Source organism: Stenotrophomonas sp. STEN083, assembly GCF_056759195.1.
Genome location: NZ_JBRRCU010000060.1, coordinates 1 through 18,410, shown reverse-complemented (window position 1 = coordinate 18,410; position 18,410 = coordinate 1). Strand labels below are relative to the sequence as shown.

The following is an 18,410-nucleotide window of genomic DNA, read 5'->3' as shown; positions in this document are numbered from 1 at the left end:
ATGCAGCTGCATGTTCGGGAGCGGGGGCTTCTGAAAGATGCGCGCGTACCGTATTGCGATGCACAAAAGAGGGAGGGGGAATGCCATTCATCTATGCCAAGACGGCCGCTGGCCGCCTGGAGATCGAGAACCGTGGTTTGAAGCTGGCACCGGCATTGCGCTCGGTGCTGCTGCTGGTCGACGGGCAGCGCGATGCGCGCGAACTGCAGCAGATGGCGCAGGGCTTGCGCGCGCCGGATGACGTGTTGCAGCAGTTGACTGCACTGGAATTGATCGACGCGGTTGCCGGCAGTGCTGACAAGGCACCGGTATTGCCGGTGACCACCCAGCTCGGTGACGACCCGCTGCGCTACCAGCAGCTGCGTGACTGGATGGCCGAGTCGGTGCGCAAGCATCTGGGCCTGAAGGGCTACCTGATCCAGCTGAAGATTGATCGCAGCAAGACCGCGGTCAGCCTGGAGCAATTGTGGCCGGAACTGGCTACGGCGCTGGGCAAGGCCAAGAGTCCGGCATTTGCCAGCCGCTGGTTGGAAGAAACGCGCGCACTGGTAGTTGGCTGACTGACTACTGGCCGCGGCTTGCGATGCGCCTGTAGCGGCGGACCGCCGCCGTGATGCATGGGCACTATCATGGTGGCAGGTTCATCATGGGAGTGCCCTGCATGGCACAGGAAAACAGCGGCGACATCAGCACTGCGGGCTGGGATGCGATCAACGCGGCAATGGCTGCGCTATACCCGGGGCAGGAGCCGCGGCATTTCGGCACCCTGCTGTCGCATACGCTGGGCGGCAACGATCCGCTGGACGGCATCAGCGTCTATTGGAGCGAGTCGCCGCGCCCGCATTGGCATTACGTCAGCTACGGCTTTTCCGAGCTGTACGACAAGCAGAGCGATGACCCACAGGAGAGCGGTTTCGGTTTCGAGCTGACGTTCCGTCTTGCTGCACAGGCAGGTGACGGCAAAAGCGGCGAGCCGCCGGCGTGGCCGATGAACCTGATGCAGAACCTTGCGCGCTACGTCTTCAACAGCGGCAATGTGTTCGAAGCAGGTCACCATCTCGATGCCAATGGTCCAATCGCGCTGGATACCGATACCAAGCTGCGGCACCTTGCCTTTGTCGCTGATCCGCAGCTGCCGGCGATCGACACCGCCAACGGCCGTCTGAACTTCCTGCAGCTGGTAGGTGTGACCGACGACGAGATGGCGGCGATCAAACGCTGGTCCACGCTCGGCGTGCTGGCCGTGCTGGAGCCGGCAATGCCCTTGTGGATAACCGAACTTGAGCGCGACTCCCTGTTGGCTGATCCTGGCATCGCCGCGCAGCTGGAAGCGGGCAGCCAGCGCGAAGGATCGAGCACCGGCATGTTGTTCGTGGAAACGTTGGAGTGGTCAGTTGAAGACGCAACCACCACGTTGGTGCTGGGAGCCGGGCAGGTTGCCAGCGTGCTCGAGCTGCTGCCGCTGCGGCTGCATCACGACAAGCCGCTGGTGGTGCTTGGCAAGGACCGTCAATGGCGGTTTGAGCCTGGCCTGATCGACGATGTGCAAAGCGATGGCGACAGCGCGCGCTGTGTGCTGTCCGATGCCAGCCTGCAGGCGATGCTGGACAGCGTGCGTGCCGAGCGCGGTCTGTATCCGCTGCCCGGTGGCAAGCTGCAGATCGAAGTAAGGCCGACCTTGCTGCGTGATGGGCAGGGTGGGGTGATCCGCGAGATCGGTTGATCCCGCGGTCGTTGCGGCACTCATTGCGCAGTGGCGTTAGCGGTGACGTGCCACTGGCAGGGAGAACTCGAAGGCTGCGCCTTCGTCGCTATCCAGCAGACGGATCTGGCGGTGATGCAGCTGCAGGATGCGGTGCACGATCAACAAGCCCAGGCCGCCGCTGTCCGGACGCTGGCTGCCCAGCGCCGGTAGCGTGCTGAACAGGTGATCGCGACGCGCTGACGGAATACCCGGGCCGGTATCGGTGACACGGACCAGCACATCGCCATCGAGCGCGCGCAATGCCACCGTGATGCGCCCGCCAGCCGGTGTATGCCGGATCGCGTTGTCGAGCAGGTTGGTCAGCACCCGCTCGATCAGGCCGAGGTCGGCTTCCACCGGCGGCAGGCCGGCGGGAATCACTGCTTCAAGCTGCTGCTGGCGCGACTGTGCGGCCAGTTCGAATTTCTGGAATACGTCCTGGACAAGATCCGGCAGCGAGAATGCTTGCAGTTCCAGTACTACGCCGCCGTGTTCCAGTCGCGCCAGCTCGAACAAAGCCTGTGCAAGCCGACCAACCTTGTGGCTCTGCGACAGGGCGATGCCCAAGTAGCGCTGGCGCTCCTCGGCGCTGAGGCTGGCGTCCTTGAGGGCCAGGGTTTCCAGATAGCCATGCAAAGACGACAGCGGTGTGCGCAGGTCATGCGACAGGTTGGCGACCAGTTCGCGACGCTGCAGGTCCTGCTGCCGCAGCTGCTGCCATTGCTCGCCCACGCGTTGGCTGAGATGGGCAAAGCTGTGCTGCAGGATGCTCAGTTCATCACGCTCGCCGGCACGCAGCGGTGTGGGGGGCAAGGGCAGGCGCGGGTCCGCGCTGTCGATATCGAAGGACTGGATGCGACGTGTCAGTTGGCGTAGTGGCCGGGTCACCCAGCGGAACGCGATCACCCCAGCCAGCAGCCCGATCACCGCGACGATCGCCAACGACCATAGCGTGGTACGCAGGTTGGCATTGGCAGCGATGTCCGCGGCCAGCGCTTCACGTTGTTCGCCAACCAGCACCACATAGATGTAGCCGACCTGTCGGCCCTGCACCCGCAGTGGCGCAGCATTGAATACCTTGCGGCCGCTGCTGCTACGCGGGTCATCGCCGAAGATCGGCAGTTTTTCGCCGTTGAGCAGTGCCTGCACCGGTGCCAGGTCAACGCGGTCCCGCTTGAGGTGGCCTTCCGGCGCGTCATGGCCGAGGATGCGGCCCTCGTCATCCAGCAGATAGACCTCGACGCTGGGATTGACCGACATCAGCTTGCCGAACAGTGCACGCACTTCGCCATCGCGGATGCCGCGTGCATCCATCAACTCACCGCTGCGGGCGATGTGCTCGGCCAGACCGCGTGACAGGCGCTGCACGGTTTCCTGCTCGTGCATGCGGTTGCTGCGCATCTGTATCCATGCCAGCGCGCCACAGCAGATCAACAGCAGCGCACAGAACACCAGTGTCAGGCGCTGCGAAAGCGTCAGTCGATTCATGCCGTCCTCCCTTCGTCGCTCGCCAGTTTGTAGCCACGTCCCCATACCGTGAGAATGCGTTTCGGTGCTGCCGGGTCGTGCTCGATCTTGTTGCGCAGGCGGTTGATGTGGGTGTTGACGGTGTGTTCGTAGCCATCATGCTGATGGCCCCAGACCTGGTTGAGCAGCTCCATCCGCGAATACACCTTGTCGGGGTGGCGGGCGAAGAAATACAGCAGGTCGAATTCGCGCGGGGTGAGTTCCAGCGGGCGCGCTTCAACCTGCGCGCTGCGCGCGACCGGATCGATGCGGAGGCCGGCTACTTCGATCGCGCCGGCATCGATACGCGCGTTCTGTGCCATCGCCTCGACCCGACGCAGCAGGGCCTTCACCCGCGCTACCAGCTCCAGCATCGAAAACGGTTTGGCCAGGTAGTCGTCTGCGCCCAGCTCAAGGCCGAGGATGCGATGCAGTTCGCTGGCGCGCGCGCTGGTGATGATGATCGGGGTGTAGCGGGTCATTGCGCGGGCGCGGCGGCAGATTTCCAGACCGTCCACGCCGGGCAGCATCAGGTCCAGCACCAGCGCGTCCCATTGCCCACTTTCCAGCAGGCGCACGCCTTCATCGCCGCTGGCCGCATGGGTGACGTCATAGCCTTCGTCACGTAGATGCATGCGCAGCAGATTGGCGATATGGACATCGTCTTCGACGATCAGGATGCGTTTGCTGCTCATCGACGCCTGCGGCCGCTTTAGGGGTGGCTGGCATTGTGCTTGGACAGGCGCGCCGATGTGTCACGAAGAATTTAACTCTGCGTGAGGATTCGTTGACCTGCCCGGGCGCAGCATGGCGACATCGCCCCTGGCTGGAGAACGCCCATGTCGCTCACCCGTCGCAAACTGCTTGGTATCGGCGGCATGGCTGCCGCCGCTGGTGTGCTGGGCCTGACCGCCTGCAATGGCCCGGCGCCGGCAGCACCTGCACGCGGTGCCGTGTTCGAGGTGATGCGCAGCGATGCCCAATGGCGTCAGCAGCTCAGCCCCGCGCAATACGCGGTGCTGCGCCAGCAAGGCACCGAGCGGGCCTTCACCAGTCCGCTCAACAACGAGCACCGGCGCGGCACCTTCAACTGTGTCGGTTGTGCGTTGCCACTGTTTTCCTCGGCCACCAAATTCGACAGCGGTACCGGCTGGCCCAGCTTCTGGGCGCCGCTGCATGGCGCGGTGGGAGAGGAGCGCGACACCACCTACGGCATGACCCGGGTTGCGGTGCATTGCCGGCGCTGTGGCGGCCATCTGGGCCATGTGTTCGAGGACGGCCCACGCCCGACCGGCCTGCGTTACTGCATGAATGGTGTGGCCCTGCAGTTCGTCGCGGCCTGAACGCCGCTTCCCATATTCAAGAAGGATGCTTCCATGTTCCTGTTGGTACTGGCCTATCTCGGCGGCGTACTTACCCTGCTTAGCCCCTGCATCCTGCCGGTGCTGCCCTTCGTATTCGCGCGCGCTGACCGGCCATTCCTGCGTAGTGGGCTGCCGCTGCTGGTCGGCATGGCGCTGATGTTCGCGGTGGTCGCCAGTCTGGCCGCGGTGGGCAGTCAGTGGGTGGTGCAGGCAAACCAGATCGGGCGCTGGATCGCGCTGGTGGTGATGGCGCTGTTCGCCGTCGCGCTGCTGTGGCCGGCGCTGGCGGATCGCCTGCTGGCGCCGTTGCAGCGCCTGGGCGCGCGTCTGGGCGCAGCCGCCGATGCGGGGCAGGGGGGCGTGCTCAGCTCCTTGCTGATCGGCGTGGCCACCGGCCTGCTGTGGGCGCCGTGCGCAGGGCCGATCCTTGGCCTTATCCTGACCGGCGCGGCGCTGCAGGGGGCAAATGTCGGCACTACCGGCTTGCTGCTGGCCTATGCACTGGGTGCAGCGACCTCGCTTGCACTGGCGGTGTGGATAGGCGGGCGCGTGTTCACCGCCTTGAAGCGGCGCTTGGGCGTGGGCGAATGGATCCGCCGCGGTCTGGGCGTTGCTGCCTTGCTGGCGGTGCTGGCCATCGCGATGGGTTGGGACACCGGCCTGCTGACGCGGTTGTCCACGGTCAGCACGGCCAGGTTGGAACAGAAGCTTCTGGATGCGCTGCCTGCACAACAACCTGCTGCAGGCCCGGCGATGATGATGATGGCCGGCGATGCCAAGGGCGATACCAGCCTGCCGGTGGAAGGCGCGCTGCCATCATTGGCCGGTGCCACCGGTTGGCTCAACAGCCCGCCGCTGGATGCGCAGCAACTGCGCGGCAAGGTGGTGCTGGTCGATTTCTGGACCTACTCCTGCATCAACTGCCTGCGTACCATGCCCTATGTGCGCGACTGGGCCGAGCGCTACAAGGATCACGGGCTGGTGGTGATCGGCGTACATGCGCCGGAGTTCGCCTTTGAGCGCGACCTTCGCAATGTGCAGCGCGCGGTTGCTGATCTGAAGGTCACTTACCCGGTCGCCATCGACAATGATTTCGCGATCTGGCGCGGATTCAACAACAAGTACTGGCCGGCGCATTACTTCATCGATGCGCAGGGACGCATCCGCGCCCATCACTTTGGCGAAGGCAATTACGAGCAGTCCGAGCAGATCATCCGCCAACTGCTGCGCGAGGCCGGCAACAGCTTGCCGGGTGACATGGCGCCGGCAATGCGGATGGCAAGCAGCGGCGTCGAGCGTCAAGCCGACATGAGCAGTCTGAAGTCGCCGGAAACCTATATCGGCCATGGCCGCGCCGAGCACTTCGCCTCGCCGGGCGGCATGCACGCCGGGCAGGTCAGCGAATACACCGTGCCGATGCAGTTGCAGCTCAACCAATGGGCGCTGGGCGGGCAGTGGCGCATCGGCGAGGAAGACGCGCAGCTGGAACAGGCCGGTGGCCGTATCGCATTCCGCTTCCATGCCCGCGACCTGCATCTGGTGCTGGCGCCACAGGACCCGATGCGGCCGGTGCGTTTCCGCGTGCGCATCGATGGCCAGCCACCGCAGGCAGCGGCCGGTAGCGATGTATCAGCGCAGGGCGAGGGCGCAGTGGATCAGAACCGCCTGTATCAGTTGATCCGCCAGAACGGCGAGGTGCGCGACCGCACCTTCGAGATCGAGTTCCTCGATCCTGGCGTGCGCGCCTATGCCTTCACTTTCGGTTGATTGGAGGAGATACGTGATGAAGATCGCCACGGACAAGTTCATCGCCGGCAGCATTGCGGCGGTGGTTGCCGGATTGCTGATGGCAGCAGTGTTCACCCTGGATCGCACGGCGCAGGCAGCGCCGGTGTCGGTCAAGTTGCCAGCCCCTGCTGGCGCTGCTGACCTTCACCAGACCGGCGTCAAACAAGCGCGGGTGGTGTTTGCCGGTGGCTGCTTCTGGGGCGTGCAGGGCGTATTCCAGCACATCACCGGCGTGGACAACGCGGTGTCAGGCTACATCGGTGGCAGTGCTGCCGATGCCACCTATACGCGGGTGAGCAGTGGCGGCAGTGGCCATGCCGAAGCCGTGCAGGTCAGCTACGACCCCTCGCAGGTCAGCTACGGGCAGTTGATGCAGGTGTTCTTCTCGGTGGTGCACGATCCGACCCAGCTCAACCGACAGGGGCCGGACCACGGCAGCCAGTACCGCTCGGCCATCTATGCCGATGACGCCGCGCAGCGTGATGCGGCGCGTGCCTATATCGCGCAGCTGCAGCGCAGCAAGCTGTTCGCCGCGCCGCTGGTCACCCAGGTGGACGGCGGCAAGGTGTTTCACGCGGCCGAGGGCTATCACCAGAACTATCTGACGCTGCATCCTGAGTCGGCTTATATCCGTATCAACGACCTGCCCAAGGTTGCCGCGTTGAAGCAGCAGTATCCGGCGCTGTATCGCGAGCGTCCGCGGCTGGTGATGACCTTGTCGGCGCGATAGCGGGGTGGAGCGCTACAAACGCAACGGGCCGCCGGTCATGCAACCGGCGGCCCGTGTTTGTTCAGCGCTTATGTCTTGGATCAGCTCAGGCCTTCAGCCTTGAGCGCGGCCTGCACGGCCGGATCGGCCTGCATGCGCTGCTCGAAGCGGTCCAGTGCGTCCATGCCGGCCAGATCGAGCTTCAGGCCACGTGCCCAGCGCAGGGTCACGTAGGTGTAGGCATCGGCGATCGACGCGCGCGGGGTGCCGCCGAGCCAGTCGACCTCGGCCAGGCGGTCATTGATGCGCTGGTACAGGGCAGTGAGCTTCTGGCGCGAGTTTTCCTGGGTGCGGGCGATCACCGCTTCGTCTTCCAGGTACTTGGTCGAGCCGAAGATCGGGTAGTAGGTCGGGTGCAGGTCGGCATTGACGAAGGACAGCCAGCGATTGACCTCGGCACGCGTACGCGGGTCATTGCCGCCTTCCAGGCCGGCAGCCGGGGCCTTGTCGCAGATGTAATGCAGGATGGCTGCGTTCTGGGTCAGGATCCAGCCGCCGTCTTCCAGCATCGGCACGGCGCCGGCCGGGTTCATCTTCAGGTACTCGGGCGACTTCATCGTGGCGTAGTCCACGATCTGCAGCTCGAACGGCAGGCCGGACCAGATCAGTGCGATATGGTCAGCCAGCGAGCAGGCGCCGGGCTTGGTATAGAGCTTCATCAGAGCTACCTCGGGAGTTGAAAGACCCGGGCATTATCGCCACAAGCGCGTAACGCAGTGTGTCCATGGTTGGCACAGACAGTGCGTTACGCGTTCAGCTGGCTCAGGAAGCGCGCGGCTTCAGCGACTGCACCTTGTAGAAGGTATGCCCGCCGATGGTTGCCACCTGGTAGGCATTGCGCCAGCTTGGGCTGGCAATGGCGTGCGCGGCGAAGTGGCTTGCGCCTGGCACGATCTCCTTGCGCTGGCCATTGGGCAGGGCCCAGTTGCGCTCGGCGGCAAAGGCCACGTCCACGGCTTCAGCCCAGGCGTCGTTATTGCGCAGTTGGGTGCCGGGGGCGACCAGGGTCGGGGCGAACTGTTTGCGCGCGGTTACCACCTGGCACATCGAGTCACCCCACAGGCCGCTGTCCAACCGCCGCAGGGCGACTTCGGCCACGGCCTGCTGGCCGCGAAGGGTCTGGTCGCGGGCTTCCAGGTAAACGGTAGTGCTCAAGCACAACGAATCGGCTGCTGGCTGCGGCAACATCTGCGACAACCAAAGAATCCAAGCCAGTTTCATAAATCTCCTTGCTCCGTATGGGCCGCAGCCTGCCTGTTCCCAGCTGGGAACCTGACAGCGACGACTTGGCGTTATGGGGAGGCGGCCTGGCATCGGGGCCGCCCCGTGGGCAGCCCTCAATCAGATTGGAGGGGGCTGCGCCTGCTCACCAGAACTGGTGGGTGAGCGGAAGTGGGCGCAAGTTAGGGGTGCAATCCCAAACTAATCATGAACGGCGCTTGTTGACATTCAGGTTTGTTGGCGAGGTCAAATCTGGCTCGGGGTCGCGCATTCAGCTTTTCTTCGGTGGTCTGGAGCCGCCAGTGCAAGCGATGTTGGTGCGCCGGGAAAAAGGGATCCGCATCGCGATTTTTTCTAAATTCCGGCCTTTTTCTGATGTTTCCCGGTCCTGCGCGCTTGCCAGCATGCTGGCAAGCAGTTCGGGGAGGTGAGCAGTCCCGGGCGCATCGGCAGTGCCCGGGCGGGAGCAAAAATGAATCGCTTTGCTGCTGAATCAGAGTGTCGCGGCCAGACGACTGCCCTGGTCGATTGCCCGCTTGGCATCCAGTTCGGCAGCGACATCTGCGCCACCAATGATGTGAACGCTGCGGCCGGCGGCCTGCAGGGCGTCGGCAAGCTCACGGCGCGGCTCCTGACCGGCGCAGACCACCACGGTGCCGACGTCCAGCAACTGCTCCTGCCCGTCGACGCGGATGCGCAGGCCGGCATCGTCCACACCAAGGTACTCGACGCCGCCGAGCATCTTCACGCCCTTGGCCTTGAGTGTGGCGCGGTGGATCCAGCCGGTAGTCTTGCCGAGCTTGGCACCGGGCTTGCCGGGGCTGCGCTGCAGCAACCAGGCCTTGCGGGCCGGGGCTTCGGGCTGCGGCTTGGCCAGCGCACCACGGCTCTCAAAGCTGGCGTCCACACCCCATTCGGCCATCCAGCGGGCCGGGTCCAGGGCCGGTGACGGGCCTTCATGGACCAGGAACTCACCGACGTCGAAACCGATGCCACCGGCGCCGATGATGGCCACCTTGTCGGCGGCTTTGATCCGGCCCAGCAGCACATCCAGATAGCTGACCACCATTGGGTGGTCGGCGCCGGGGAAATCGACCTTGCGCGGGCTGATGCCGGTGGCGACCACGACTTCGTCGAAGCCGTTGAGTGCGTCGGCATCGGCGCGTGTATTCAAACGTACCTCGACCCCGGTTTCGGCCAACTGGTTGCGGAAGTAGCGCAGGGTCTCGTGGAACTCCTCCTTGCCGGGGATGCGTTTGGCCACATTGAACTGGCCACCGATCTCGTCGGCCGCATCAAACAAGGTCACCTTGTGGCCGCGGCTGGCGGCGACGGTGGCGCAGGCCAGCCCGGCCGGGCCGGCACCGACCACGGCGACGCGCTTGGGCGCACTGGTCGGCAGGTAGACCAGCTCGGTTTCGCGCGCGGCACGCGGGTTGACCAGGCAGCTGGCGCGCTTCTGCTGGAACACATGATCCAGGCAGGCCTGGTTGCAGGCGATGCAGGTATTGATGGCCTCGGGCTTGCCGGCCCTGGCCTTGGCCGGCCATTCGGGATCGGCCAGAAGCGGCCGCGCCAGCGACACCATGTCGGCACCGCCAACGGCGAGGATGCCTTCGGCCACGTCAGGCATGTTGATGCGGTTGGTGGCGATCAGCGGAATGCCGACATGCGGTTTGAGCTTGGCGGTGACGCCGGCAAACGCCGCACGCGGCACCGAGGTGGCGATGGTCGGAATACGCGCTTCGTGCCAGCCAATGCCGGAGTTGAGCAAGGTCGCACCGGCCGCCTCGATGGCCTTGGCCTGCTGCACGATCTCCTGCCAGTTGCTGCCGTCCTCGACCAGATCCACCAACGACAGCCTATAGATGATGATGAAGTCCGGTCCGCAGGCCTCACGGATGCGGCGGACGATCTCGACTGCAAAGCGCATGCGCTTGGCCGGGTCGCCGCCCCAGGCGTCATTGCGGCCATTGGTGCGCGGGGCGATGAACTCGTTGATCAGATAGCCTTCCGAGCCCATCACCTCGACGCCGTCATAGCCGGCATCACGTGCGTACTTGGCGGCGCGGGCGTAGTCGCCGATATGCCGCTCAACGCCGCCGGCCGACAGCGCACGCGGGGTGAACGGATTGATCGGCGCCTTGCGCTTGGACGGCGCCACCTGCAGCGGGTGATAGCCGTAGCGGCCGGCATGCAGCAGCTGCAGGCAGATCTTGGCGCCATGGCCGTGGACAGCAGCAGTCACCTGACGGTGGCGGCTGACTTCCCACGGCCAGGACAACTTGCTGCCGAACGGCGCCAGCCAACCAACCATGTTGGGTGCGAAGCCACCGGTGACCAGCAACGCCGCGCCACCGGCCGCGCGCTCACCGAAGTAGGCCGCCAACTTGGGGAAGTCGCGGGCATGGTCTTCCAGCCCGGTATGCATCGAGCCCATCAGGATGCGGTTGCGCAGCTGGGTAAAGCCCAGATCCAGCGGGGCAAACAGGTGCGGATAGGCGGTGTCGTTGGCTGGCGTCATGCTGGATACGCTTGCGTATGGAGTGGCCCATTCTGACTGGCAATGGGCTTGGCCTCAATCCTTGGTCGAGCCGATCAAAATCGGGTCCATCCCAAAAGGGTTACGGCCTCATTACAATGCGCCGCCTCGCCCAGCAACGGACTGACTGTCGTGGACGTTCCATGCCTGTAATGCCTTCAAGTGTTGTTCCCGCAAAACGCGTCACCCGCCTGTTCCCCCAGCTCTGGATGCTGGTCGTGGGCATGGTGGTGCTTGGAGGCCTGGTCCGCCTGTTCATGTGGTGGGACTATGCTGGCAGCGAGCGCAGCCTTGCGCTGCTATGGCCGGCGATGTTGCAGGGGATGCGCTATGACTTGGTGGCCGGTGCGGTATCCGCTGGTCTTGTCGGCTTGCTGACGCTTCCGGTGTGGCTGGCGGGGAGGCGTGAAACGGCGGTACGGCTCGCGCAGCATCTGTTGCTGGCGTTGTTGCTGACGTTCGCGTTGCTGTCGCTGTGTGAGCACTTCTATTACGCGTTCTATAAAGCGCGTTTTGATCCCATCGTATTCGGCATGTTCGAGGACGACACCGGCGCGATCCTTGAGACCGTATGGGATGACTATCCAGTAGTCCGGGGCGCTCTGGGCCTGTTGCTGGCAGGGGGCGTGTTGTACTGGGGCATTCCGCGCACCGGTGACTGGCTGGCCCTGCGCTGGCCGACTGGTTCGGCGACGTGGTCACGCACGCTGTTGCTGGTGCTGCAATGCGTGCTCTTGGTACTGCTGGCGCGCGGCAGCGTTGGCAGCTTCCCACTGATAAGGCGTGATGTGATCGTATCGGCCGATCCTTTCGTCAATGCCATGGTGCTGAATGCGCCGCTGGCGCTTTATCGCGCAGCGCGCACGCGTGCCAAGGAGACCGATATCAGCAATGATCCGCTGGTGGGCCTGCAAGGCCTGGGGTTCGCCAATATTGATGGGGCCGCCAAGCTCGCCGGGCTGCCTTCGGCGGATCCACAGGTGCTGCAGGCGGCGCTGTTCCCGGTGGCCCCTGGCCAACCACGCACTCTGGTGCAATCACCACATGTGGTGCTGGGCCTGCTGGAGTCTTTCGGTCAGGACCTGCTCTATACCGATGGCCCGCACAACGACATGCTCGGTCGCCTGCGCACTGAATTGCCTACCGGGCATCGCTTCGACAATTTCATTGCCTCCCAGAACGGCACCCATCCGACACTGGAGAACCTGATCCTTGGGACGCCGATCACGCCGCTGACCTTGGGCCGGAATGCGCGGCTGGCGTTTGATACGTCTGCTGCGCTGCCATTCCGGCGCGCCGGGTATCGCACCGTGTTCATTTATGGTGGCGGCGCCGATTGGCGCGAGATTGGCACCGCGCTTCCGAATCAAGGGTTTGATCGGGTGTATGACGCGCGCGATATCAAGCAGCGTTTCGCCCAGGCGACCGGGACCGAATGGGGATTGTATGACGGCTGGCTGTTCCGCTTCGCGCAGACCTTGTTGAGCGAAGCCGATGCCCGTGGCGAGCGGGTGTTCATGGTATTGCTGACCACCAGCAACCATCCACCACATCTTTTGGATACGCCACGTCGACAGTATCCATTGGATCCGGTTGCCTTGGGTCCCCGCGCGCTGACTGATACCGCCGAGCTGCGGCGGATGCTCGCCACCTATCAGTACCAGGCCGATGAGCTTGGCGGCTTTCTACAGCAGCTGCGCGAGCAACCGCTGGGCGAGCGAACCCTTGTAGCGATGGCCGGCGACCACAACCTGCGCTCGCATTACCACTATGACCTACCTGCCGAGCAGGTGGACGTGGACCGCGTCTTCGCCTGGCTGCGGGTTCCGCCAGCATACGCGCCGGCCGATAGCATGCCCGATACCAGCGCTTTTGCCGGTCATGGTGATCTACTGCCGACCTTGGTGGAGCTGGCGTTACCGGGGCAGCGCTACTTCGCGACCGGCCGCAATCTTTGGCAGCCCGCGCCGAATGGCGGGGAGGCCCTGGCGCAGTTCAACCGCATGTATATGCCAGCAGGCTTGTTGTTCCCCTTGGAAGAACCACGCCTGCATCGCTGGATTGACTCCCGCCAAGTGCAGGTACAAGGCGAAGCGCCGGATGCGGTCAGCGCGGCGCGGGCAAGGCAGGCCGCGGCGTGGGTGGCATTGCGCGACTGGCATATCCGTCAGCAGGTAGTGCGCAGTCGTCGCTGACTGCGCAGTCGCCGGGGTCAGGCTGCGGGTGCGGGTGTCGCTGGCCGCGGTTGGCGATCAAACAAGGGCAGGGTGATGCCACAGAGCGGGCCGATCAGCAAGGCGAACGCCAAGGTGCCCCAGCCGACGTTGCCGCCCAGCCACCAGCCCACCGCCAGCGCGCAGGCTTCAATCAAGGTACGCACCTTCCAGATCGCCCAGCCGGTGCGGGCATGCAGGCCGGTCATCAGGCCATCGCGCGGGCCGGGCCCAAAGCGCGCACCAATGTAGAGCCCGGTGGCGATCGCCAGCAGGACCAGTCCTGCGGCGAACAGCAGCAGTTGCCACAGCAGGCCCTGCGCGGCCGGCAGCAGATTCAGGCCCAACTGCGCGCTGGGTCCGATCAACAATACATTGAGGACGGTGCCAAGTCCGGGTTTCTGCCGTAGCGGCAGCCACATCAGCAGCACGCAGACGCCAACCAGATTGGTGATCAGGCCAAAGCCCAGGCCGCTGCGCAGCGCGATGCCCTGGCTCAATACATCCCAGGGCGCGATACCGATGCCGGCACGGATCATCAAGGAAGAGGCGATACCAAACAGGAACAGGCCCAGCAGCAGTTGCAGCAGGCGCGATACGAACGTCAGGGAGGGCATGGTTGGGAGATCAACGTGCTGCCTGCAGCGCAGACATATAGATAGAGGCGTTGCGCCACACCAGGGTGGCGCAACGGGCAGTGGCGTGCAGCTCAGTCCCAGCCTTCCAGCGCCAGCTTGCCGATGGTGCTGCCAGCTTCCAGCTGACGGTGGGCATGACGCAGGTTTTCTGCGTTGATCGTGCCCAGCCGCTCACTGAGGGTGGTGCGCAGCTCGCCTGCGTCGATCAGGCTGGCGGCGCGGGTCAGGATGCGGTGTTGTTCGATCATGTCGGCGGTGCGGAAGCGGGCGCGGGCAAACATGAACTCCCAGTGGATGCCGATGCACTTGGCTTTATAGGGATCGCCGATGCGCAGTTCGCCGGCTGGCTCGACGATCAGTCCGACATGGCCTTGCGGCGCCAGCAGTTCGCCCAGCTGCTGCCAGTACAGGTCGGTATTGGCCAGGTTGAGTGCAGCATCCACGCTGCTGATGCCCAGCGTCTGCAGCTGCGCTGCCAGTGGCTGACGATGATCGATTACGTGGGTCGCCCCCATCTGCTCGCACCATTGCACGCTTTGCGGGCGGGAGGCGGTGGCTACCACGGTGAAGCCGGCATGACGGCCAAGCTGTATCGCCATCGAGCCGACACCACCGGCACCGCCAATCACCAACAAGGTCTTGCCAGTATTGCGACGCCCGTCCAGCTGGAAAGGCATGCGCTGGAACAACAGTTCCCAGGCAGTAAGTGTGGTCAGCGGCAATGCCGCGGCTTCGGCGAAGTCCAGTGTGGTCGGTTTGCGCCCCACCAAGCGCTCGTCCACCAACTGCAGCTGCGCGTTGCAACCTGGGCGGGTGACATCCCCGGCGTAATAAACTTCATCGCCGATCTCAAACGCGGTGACTTCCGGGCCTACCGCGACCACGGTGCCGGCGGCATCAAAGCCCAGTACCCGTGGTGGATTTTCCTCGCCGGGCTTCGGACCGCGAAGTTTGGTATCCACCGGATTAACAGAAACCGCGTGAACCTGAACAAGCAAGTCCTGGCCTTGCGGGTTAGCCGGGACAGGCAGGTTCAGGTCCAGTAATGCGTCCGGTTCATCGATGGGGAGATAGTGGGTCAGGCCGATTGCTTTCATGCGGAAAAGTTCCGTAGCGGGGGAGCAAAATCATCATACCGAGCAAACGATTCAGCTGGCGGTAACCGGCGGCGTAAGCCCTGTTAATAAAGGGTTTGTCACAAGAAATCAGCTGCGTCGCAGCATTTTCCCCGGAAGCCTTGCGATAGCACGCTCTTGCGTCCTTTGATCAAGCTGTATACGTTGCGCCAAGCCGGACACGTAGAGGTCTGGTGGTCGCTCCATTTGTTACGAGCCTGTTAACATCGTCTTCACGGCCGAGCGCATAATGTGCACCGCGATGGCATGAGGAAACGGCCGTCTCTGAACGCGACGAAGAATATCGCTGTGCTGGACCATGCCTCTACCGGTTTCATACCCCCGAAACAAGGAGCTGTATTTCATGAACAAGAAGATCCTTACCGCCGCGCTGCTCGGTGGTCTGGCTTTCGCCCAGGCCGCTTCGGCTCAGGAATTCGACGACCGCTGGTACCTGACCGGTTCGGCCGGCTTCAACTTCCAGGACGGCGACCGCGGCACCAACGACGCCCCGTTCGCCACGCTGGGTCTGGGCAAGTTCATCAGCCCGAACTGGTCGCTGGACGGTGAGCTGAACTATCAGAACCCGAACTTCGACAACAACCAGGACCAGAACTGGTCGCAGTACGGCGTTTCGCTGGACCTGCGTCGCCACTTCATCCAGGAAGGCCGTGGCTGGAACCCGTACCTGCTCGCAGGCCTGGGCTACCAGAAGGCTGAAGAAGAGTATCAGGCTGGTGGCCTGCTGAAGGATCGCAAGGACGGCAACCTGGCCGCAAAGGTCGGCGTTGGTCTGCAGACCACGTTCGAAAAGCGCGTCGCTGTGCGTGCTGAACTGGCTTACCGTGCTGACTTCGACGACCAGAGCATTGCTCCGAACCAGGCTGGCAACAAGAACCAGGATTGGTTCGGCGACGTGCTGGCTTCGGTCGGCGTCGTGATCCCGCTGGGCCCGGCTCCGGTCGCTGCTGTTGCTCCGGCACCGGCTCCGGTTGCTCCGAGCTGCGCAGATCTGGATGACGACGGTGACGGCGTCAACAACTGCGACGACAAGTGCCCGAACTCGCAGCCTGGCCAGACCATCGGTCCGGACGGTTGCCCGGTGCCGGTCTCGATCGATCTGAAGGGTGTCAACTTCGATTTCGACAAGGCCACCCTGCGTCCGGACGCCGTGTCGATCCTGAGCGAAGCCACCGAGATCCTGAAGCGTTACCCGGATCTGCGCGTTGAAGTTGCCGGTCACACCGACTCGAAGGGTACCGACGCTTACAACCAGAAGCTGTCCGAGCGTCGCGCCAAGGCTGTGTACGACTACCTGACCACCAATGGTGTGTCGGCTGCTCGTCTGCAGGGCCCGATCGGCTACGGCGAGAGCCGTCCGATTGCTCCGAACACCAATGCTGATGGTTCGGACAACCCGGAAGGTCGCGCAAAGAACCGTCGTACCGAGCTGAACGTCCAGAACTAATCGGACGCTTCGCTTCAAGTACTACAGTTTGAGAACAAGGCCCGGCATCTGCCGGGCCTTGTTTGTTTTTACGCAGGCCACTTTTTCATAGCGCAATTGTGTGACGCCGGCGGGCAATCGCAGTTTGTGCGCATTTAACGGTTGAAAGCGCTGCGGGCGCTGCCTACACTCGCCGCGTTAACTTGCCGAATGGAAATTCAATGCTGCGTATCGCTCTGGCTGGTCTTGTCGCCCTGGCATTTGTGCCTGCCGCCCATGCAGCCGTGGATTGTTCGGCCAGTTCAGTGACGCCGGCGCCGCTGGCGACCTCGCTGATCGCACCGGTGGCCTCGGAGCTGTATGTGCGCCCGGGCCAGCTGGGCATGCCGTCGGGCGTGCTGAGCTCGGCTGGTGGTGATGAGCAGTCGCTGGATCGCGTGCTGATGCGCCTGCGCGTTGAGAGCTGCAACAACGTGGCCAACGCCATTCCGGCGCGCCCGGCAATCAACGCCAACGACCCGGCCGCTTACAAGCCGCAGACCGAGTTCGACAACACGCCGTGGCGTTTTGACATGAGCCAGAACGGCAAGCGCATGACCGCCGAAGAATTCGATGCCTGGATGAAGGCGCGCGGTGTGCGCGTGGTCAAGGCACGTCCGGTTGCCACCGATCCGGCTGCAGCACCGGCTGCCGCGCAGCCTGCTGCCGAGGTCAAGTAAGGCGGCACAGCCGCTCGCAGCCCCGATGGCGTCGTCCAAGCCTCCGTATTCCCCGCACGCCCGCCGCGCAACGCCCGGCGGGCGTTTGCTTTCGCCTGCGCCCCGCAACGCCGCGCGCGCTGGCAAGGCTGCCCCAGCCGGGGTTCGGCATGGTCTGGCGCGGGTGCTGTCCAAGGCCGGCGTGTGCTCGCGTACCGAGGCGGCACGGCGGGTGCTCGATGGCCGTGTCAGTGTGGATGGCAAGGTGGTGCGTGACCCGGAGTTTCCAGTGGTTGCCGGTCGCCAGCAGGTGTTGCTGGATGGCTTGCCGTTGGCAGCGCCGCGGCGCCTCTACCTGGCCTTGAACAAGCCGCGTGGCCTTGTCACCACGGTGCAGGACGAGCAGGGCCGCGACACCGTCTACCAGTGTTTTGAAGGTGCTGGCCTGCCGTGGATGGCGCCGGTCGGGCGCTTGGACAAAGCCAGCGAAGGCCTGCTGTTCTTCAGCAATGATCCGGAGTGGGCGGCACGTCTGACCGAACCCAGTACCGGCCCATTGAAAACCTACCGGGTACAGGTAGATGCTGTGCCCGATACGGCGCTGTTGGAGCGTATGCACGCAGGCATCGACGACGAGGGCGAACGCCTGGCGGCGCATTCGGTGCAGATGCTGCGGCATGGCGAACGTACCGCGTGGTTGGAGGTGGTGTTGGACGAAGGCCGCAACCGCCACATCCGGCGCCTGCTCAAGGCTTTGGGGCTGGATGTGCTGCGTTTGATGCGGGTGGCGATAGGGCCGGTGCAGTTGGGCGAACTGGGCAAGGGCCAATGGCGGGAGTTGAGCCAGGCGGAGCTGAATGCGCTGCACGCTGCCAGCAAAACTGCGCATGTCAGCGCGAGTGACTAATTTCAATAAATTCAGGCAAATAGCTGTACTAGCTAAGATGGTGGATTAGACTGAGGTTCTAATTACTTGAGGTTATTGCCATGCAAGCTTTTTCCCGTGTCTCTGGCATTGTTCTCATGGCGGCTTCGGTAGCGGTGTTGGCCGGTTGCGCCAGTTCGGGCAAGAAGGCTGCCAAAGTCGATGACAAGCCGATCGAAGTGCGGGTGGAGGCACCGCTGGCCGAGAAGGATTCGCTGGGCAATTACCGTTTCATGATGCAGCAGGGCGAGCAGAAGATGAGCGCCGATCAGTTCGATGCCTGGATGAAGGCCAATGGCATCCGTGTCGCAAAGGGTGCCGCCGTGCCGGCGCCTGCAGCGCCTGCCAAGAAGAACTAAGAACAGCACCTTTAGTGGGCGCGCACACGCAGCAACAGACAGAGAACCAAGAGACAAAGTACAGAAAAAGTGCGGCCAGGC

17 protein-coding genes are annotated in these 18,410 nt (G+C 63.8%); 10 read left to right on the top strand and 7 right to left on the bottom strand.

The features are described 5' to 3' along the window. Positions 1-80 precede the first annotated feature (80 nt). On the top strand, positions 81-560 hold the full coding sequence (locus tag ACVOK8_RS15460; RefSeq protein ID WP_481567610.1) for a hypothetical protein: 480 nt from the start codon (positions 81-83) through the stop codon (positions 558-560). A 101-nt stretch (positions 561-661) separates the two neighbouring features. Then, positions 662-1,723, top strand: coding sequence for a suppressor of fused domain protein (locus ACVOK8_RS15455; RefSeq protein ID WP_481567609.1), 1,062 nt, complete (start codon positions 662-664; stop codon positions 1,721-1,723). 36 nt (positions 1,724-1,759) lie between these two features. Here the strand turns inward: ACVOK8_RS15455 and ACVOK8_RS15450 are convergent, their stop codons facing one another. Continuing rightward, positions 1,760-3,232, bottom strand: coding sequence for a sensor histidine kinase (locus ACVOK8_RS15450; RefSeq protein ID WP_481567608.1), 1,473 nt, complete (start codon positions 3,230-3,232; stop codon positions 1,760-1,762). Further along, on the bottom strand, positions 3,229-3,945 hold the full coding sequence (locus ACVOK8_RS15445; RefSeq protein ID WP_481567607.1) for a response regulator transcription factor: 717 nt from the start codon (positions 3,943-3,945) through the stop codon (positions 3,229-3,231). The genes ACVOK8_RS15450 and ACVOK8_RS15445 overlap by 4 nt, the downstream gene beginning before the upstream one ends. A 144-nt stretch (positions 3,946-4,089) precedes the next feature. Here ACVOK8_RS15445 and msrB point away from each other — a divergent pair, with 144 nt between their 5' ends. From msrB to msrA, 3 genes are read left to right on the top strand one after another with little or no spacing between them, the layout of a single operon-like run. Continuing rightward, a complete protein-coding gene (gene msrB / locus ACVOK8_RS15440) occupies positions 4,090-4,593 on the top strand; it encodes a peptide-methionine (R)-S-oxide reductase MsrB (RefSeq protein ID WP_481567606.1) in 504 nt (167 codons plus the stop codon). A 33-nt stretch (positions 4,594-4,626) separates the two neighbouring features. After that, positions 4,627-6,381 carry a cytochrome c biogenesis protein DipZ gene (locus tag ACVOK8_RS15435; RefSeq protein ID WP_481567605.1) on the top strand — a complete coding sequence of 585 codons (1,755 nt, stop codon included), beginning with the start codon at positions 4,627-4,629 and terminating at the stop codon, positions 6,379-6,381. Positions 6,382-6,397: 16 nt separating this feature from the next. Next, complete coding sequence (gene msrA / locus ACVOK8_RS15430; protein WP_481567604.1) at positions 6,398-7,132, top strand: peptide-methionine (S)-S-oxide reductase MsrA; 735 nt, start codon at positions 6,398-6,400, stop codon at positions 7,130-7,132. Between the two features lie 80 nt (positions 7,133-7,212). Here the strand turns inward: msrA and ACVOK8_RS15425 are convergent, their stop codons facing one another. From ACVOK8_RS15425 to ACVOK8_RS15415, 3 genes are all read right to left on the bottom strand, one after another. After that, entirely contained in the window at positions 7,213-7,830 is a 618-nt protein-coding gene (locus ACVOK8_RS15425; RefSeq protein ID WP_481567603.1) for a glutathione S-transferase N-terminal domain-containing protein, read from the bottom strand. 103 nt (positions 7,831-7,933) lie between these two features. Then, positions 7,934-8,392, bottom strand: a complete 459-nt coding sequence (locus tag ACVOK8_RS15420; protein WP_057629626.1) for a cell wall hydrolase — start codon at positions 8,390-8,392, stop codon at positions 7,934-7,936. A 493-nt stretch (positions 8,393-8,885) separates the two neighbouring features. Next, entirely contained in the window at positions 8,886-10,916 is a 2,031-nt protein-coding gene (locus tag ACVOK8_RS15415; RefSeq protein ID WP_481567602.1) for a 2,4-dienoyl-CoA reductase FMN-binding domain-containing protein, read from the bottom strand. Positions 10,917-11,086: 170 nt separating this feature from the next. Between ACVOK8_RS15415 and ACVOK8_RS15410 the strand changes: the two genes are divergently transcribed. After that, positions 11,087-13,129, top strand: a complete 2,043-nt coding sequence (locus ACVOK8_RS15410; RefSeq protein WP_481567601.1) for an LTA synthase family protein — start codon at positions 11,087-11,089, stop codon at positions 13,127-13,129. A 17-nt stretch (positions 13,130-13,146) separates the two neighbouring features. Here ACVOK8_RS15410 and yczE read toward each other — a convergent pair whose 3' ends face one another. Beyond that, the gene (gene yczE, locus ACVOK8_RS15405) at positions 13,147-13,764 is read right to left on the bottom strand and encodes a membrane protein YczE (protein WP_481567600.1); all 618 of its coding nucleotides are present in this window, start codon (positions 13,762-13,764) and stop codon (positions 13,147-13,149) included. 92 nt (positions 13,765-13,856) lie between these two features. Next, positions 13,857-14,882, bottom strand: a complete 1,026-nt coding sequence (locus tag ACVOK8_RS15400; RefSeq protein WP_481567599.1) for a zinc-binding alcohol dehydrogenase family protein — start codon at positions 14,880-14,882, stop codon at positions 13,857-13,859. A 382-nt stretch (positions 14,883-15,264) separates the two neighbouring features. Between ACVOK8_RS15400 and ACVOK8_RS15395 the strand changes: the two genes are divergently transcribed. The 4 genes from ACVOK8_RS15395 (at position 15,265) to ACVOK8_RS15380 (ending at position 18,329) form a co-directional block, all read left to right on the top strand. Continuing rightward, positions 15,265-16,368, top strand: coding sequence for an OmpA family protein (locus ACVOK8_RS15395; protein ID WP_481567598.1), 1,104 nt, complete (start codon positions 15,265-15,267; stop codon positions 16,366-16,368). A 200-nt stretch (positions 16,369-16,568) separates the two neighbouring features. Beyond that, positions 16,569-17,066: a hypothetical protein gene (locus tag ACVOK8_RS15390; RefSeq protein ID WP_481513509.1), complete on the top strand. Its 498-nt coding sequence runs from the start codon at positions 16,569-16,571 to the stop codon at positions 17,064-17,066. A gap of 25 nt (positions 17,067-17,091) precedes the next feature. Further along, on the top strand, positions 17,092-17,952 hold the full coding sequence (locus ACVOK8_RS15385; protein WP_481567596.1) for a pseudouridine synthase: 861 nt from the start codon (positions 17,092-17,094) through the stop codon (positions 17,950-17,952). Between the two features lie 80 nt (positions 17,953-18,032). Continuing rightward, positions 18,033-18,329 carry a hypothetical protein gene (locus tag ACVOK8_RS15380; protein ID WP_481567595.1) on the top strand — a complete coding sequence of 99 codons (297 nt, stop codon included), beginning with the start codon at positions 18,033-18,035 and terminating at the stop codon, positions 18,327-18,329. Positions 18,330-18,410: the final 81 nt, after the last annotated feature.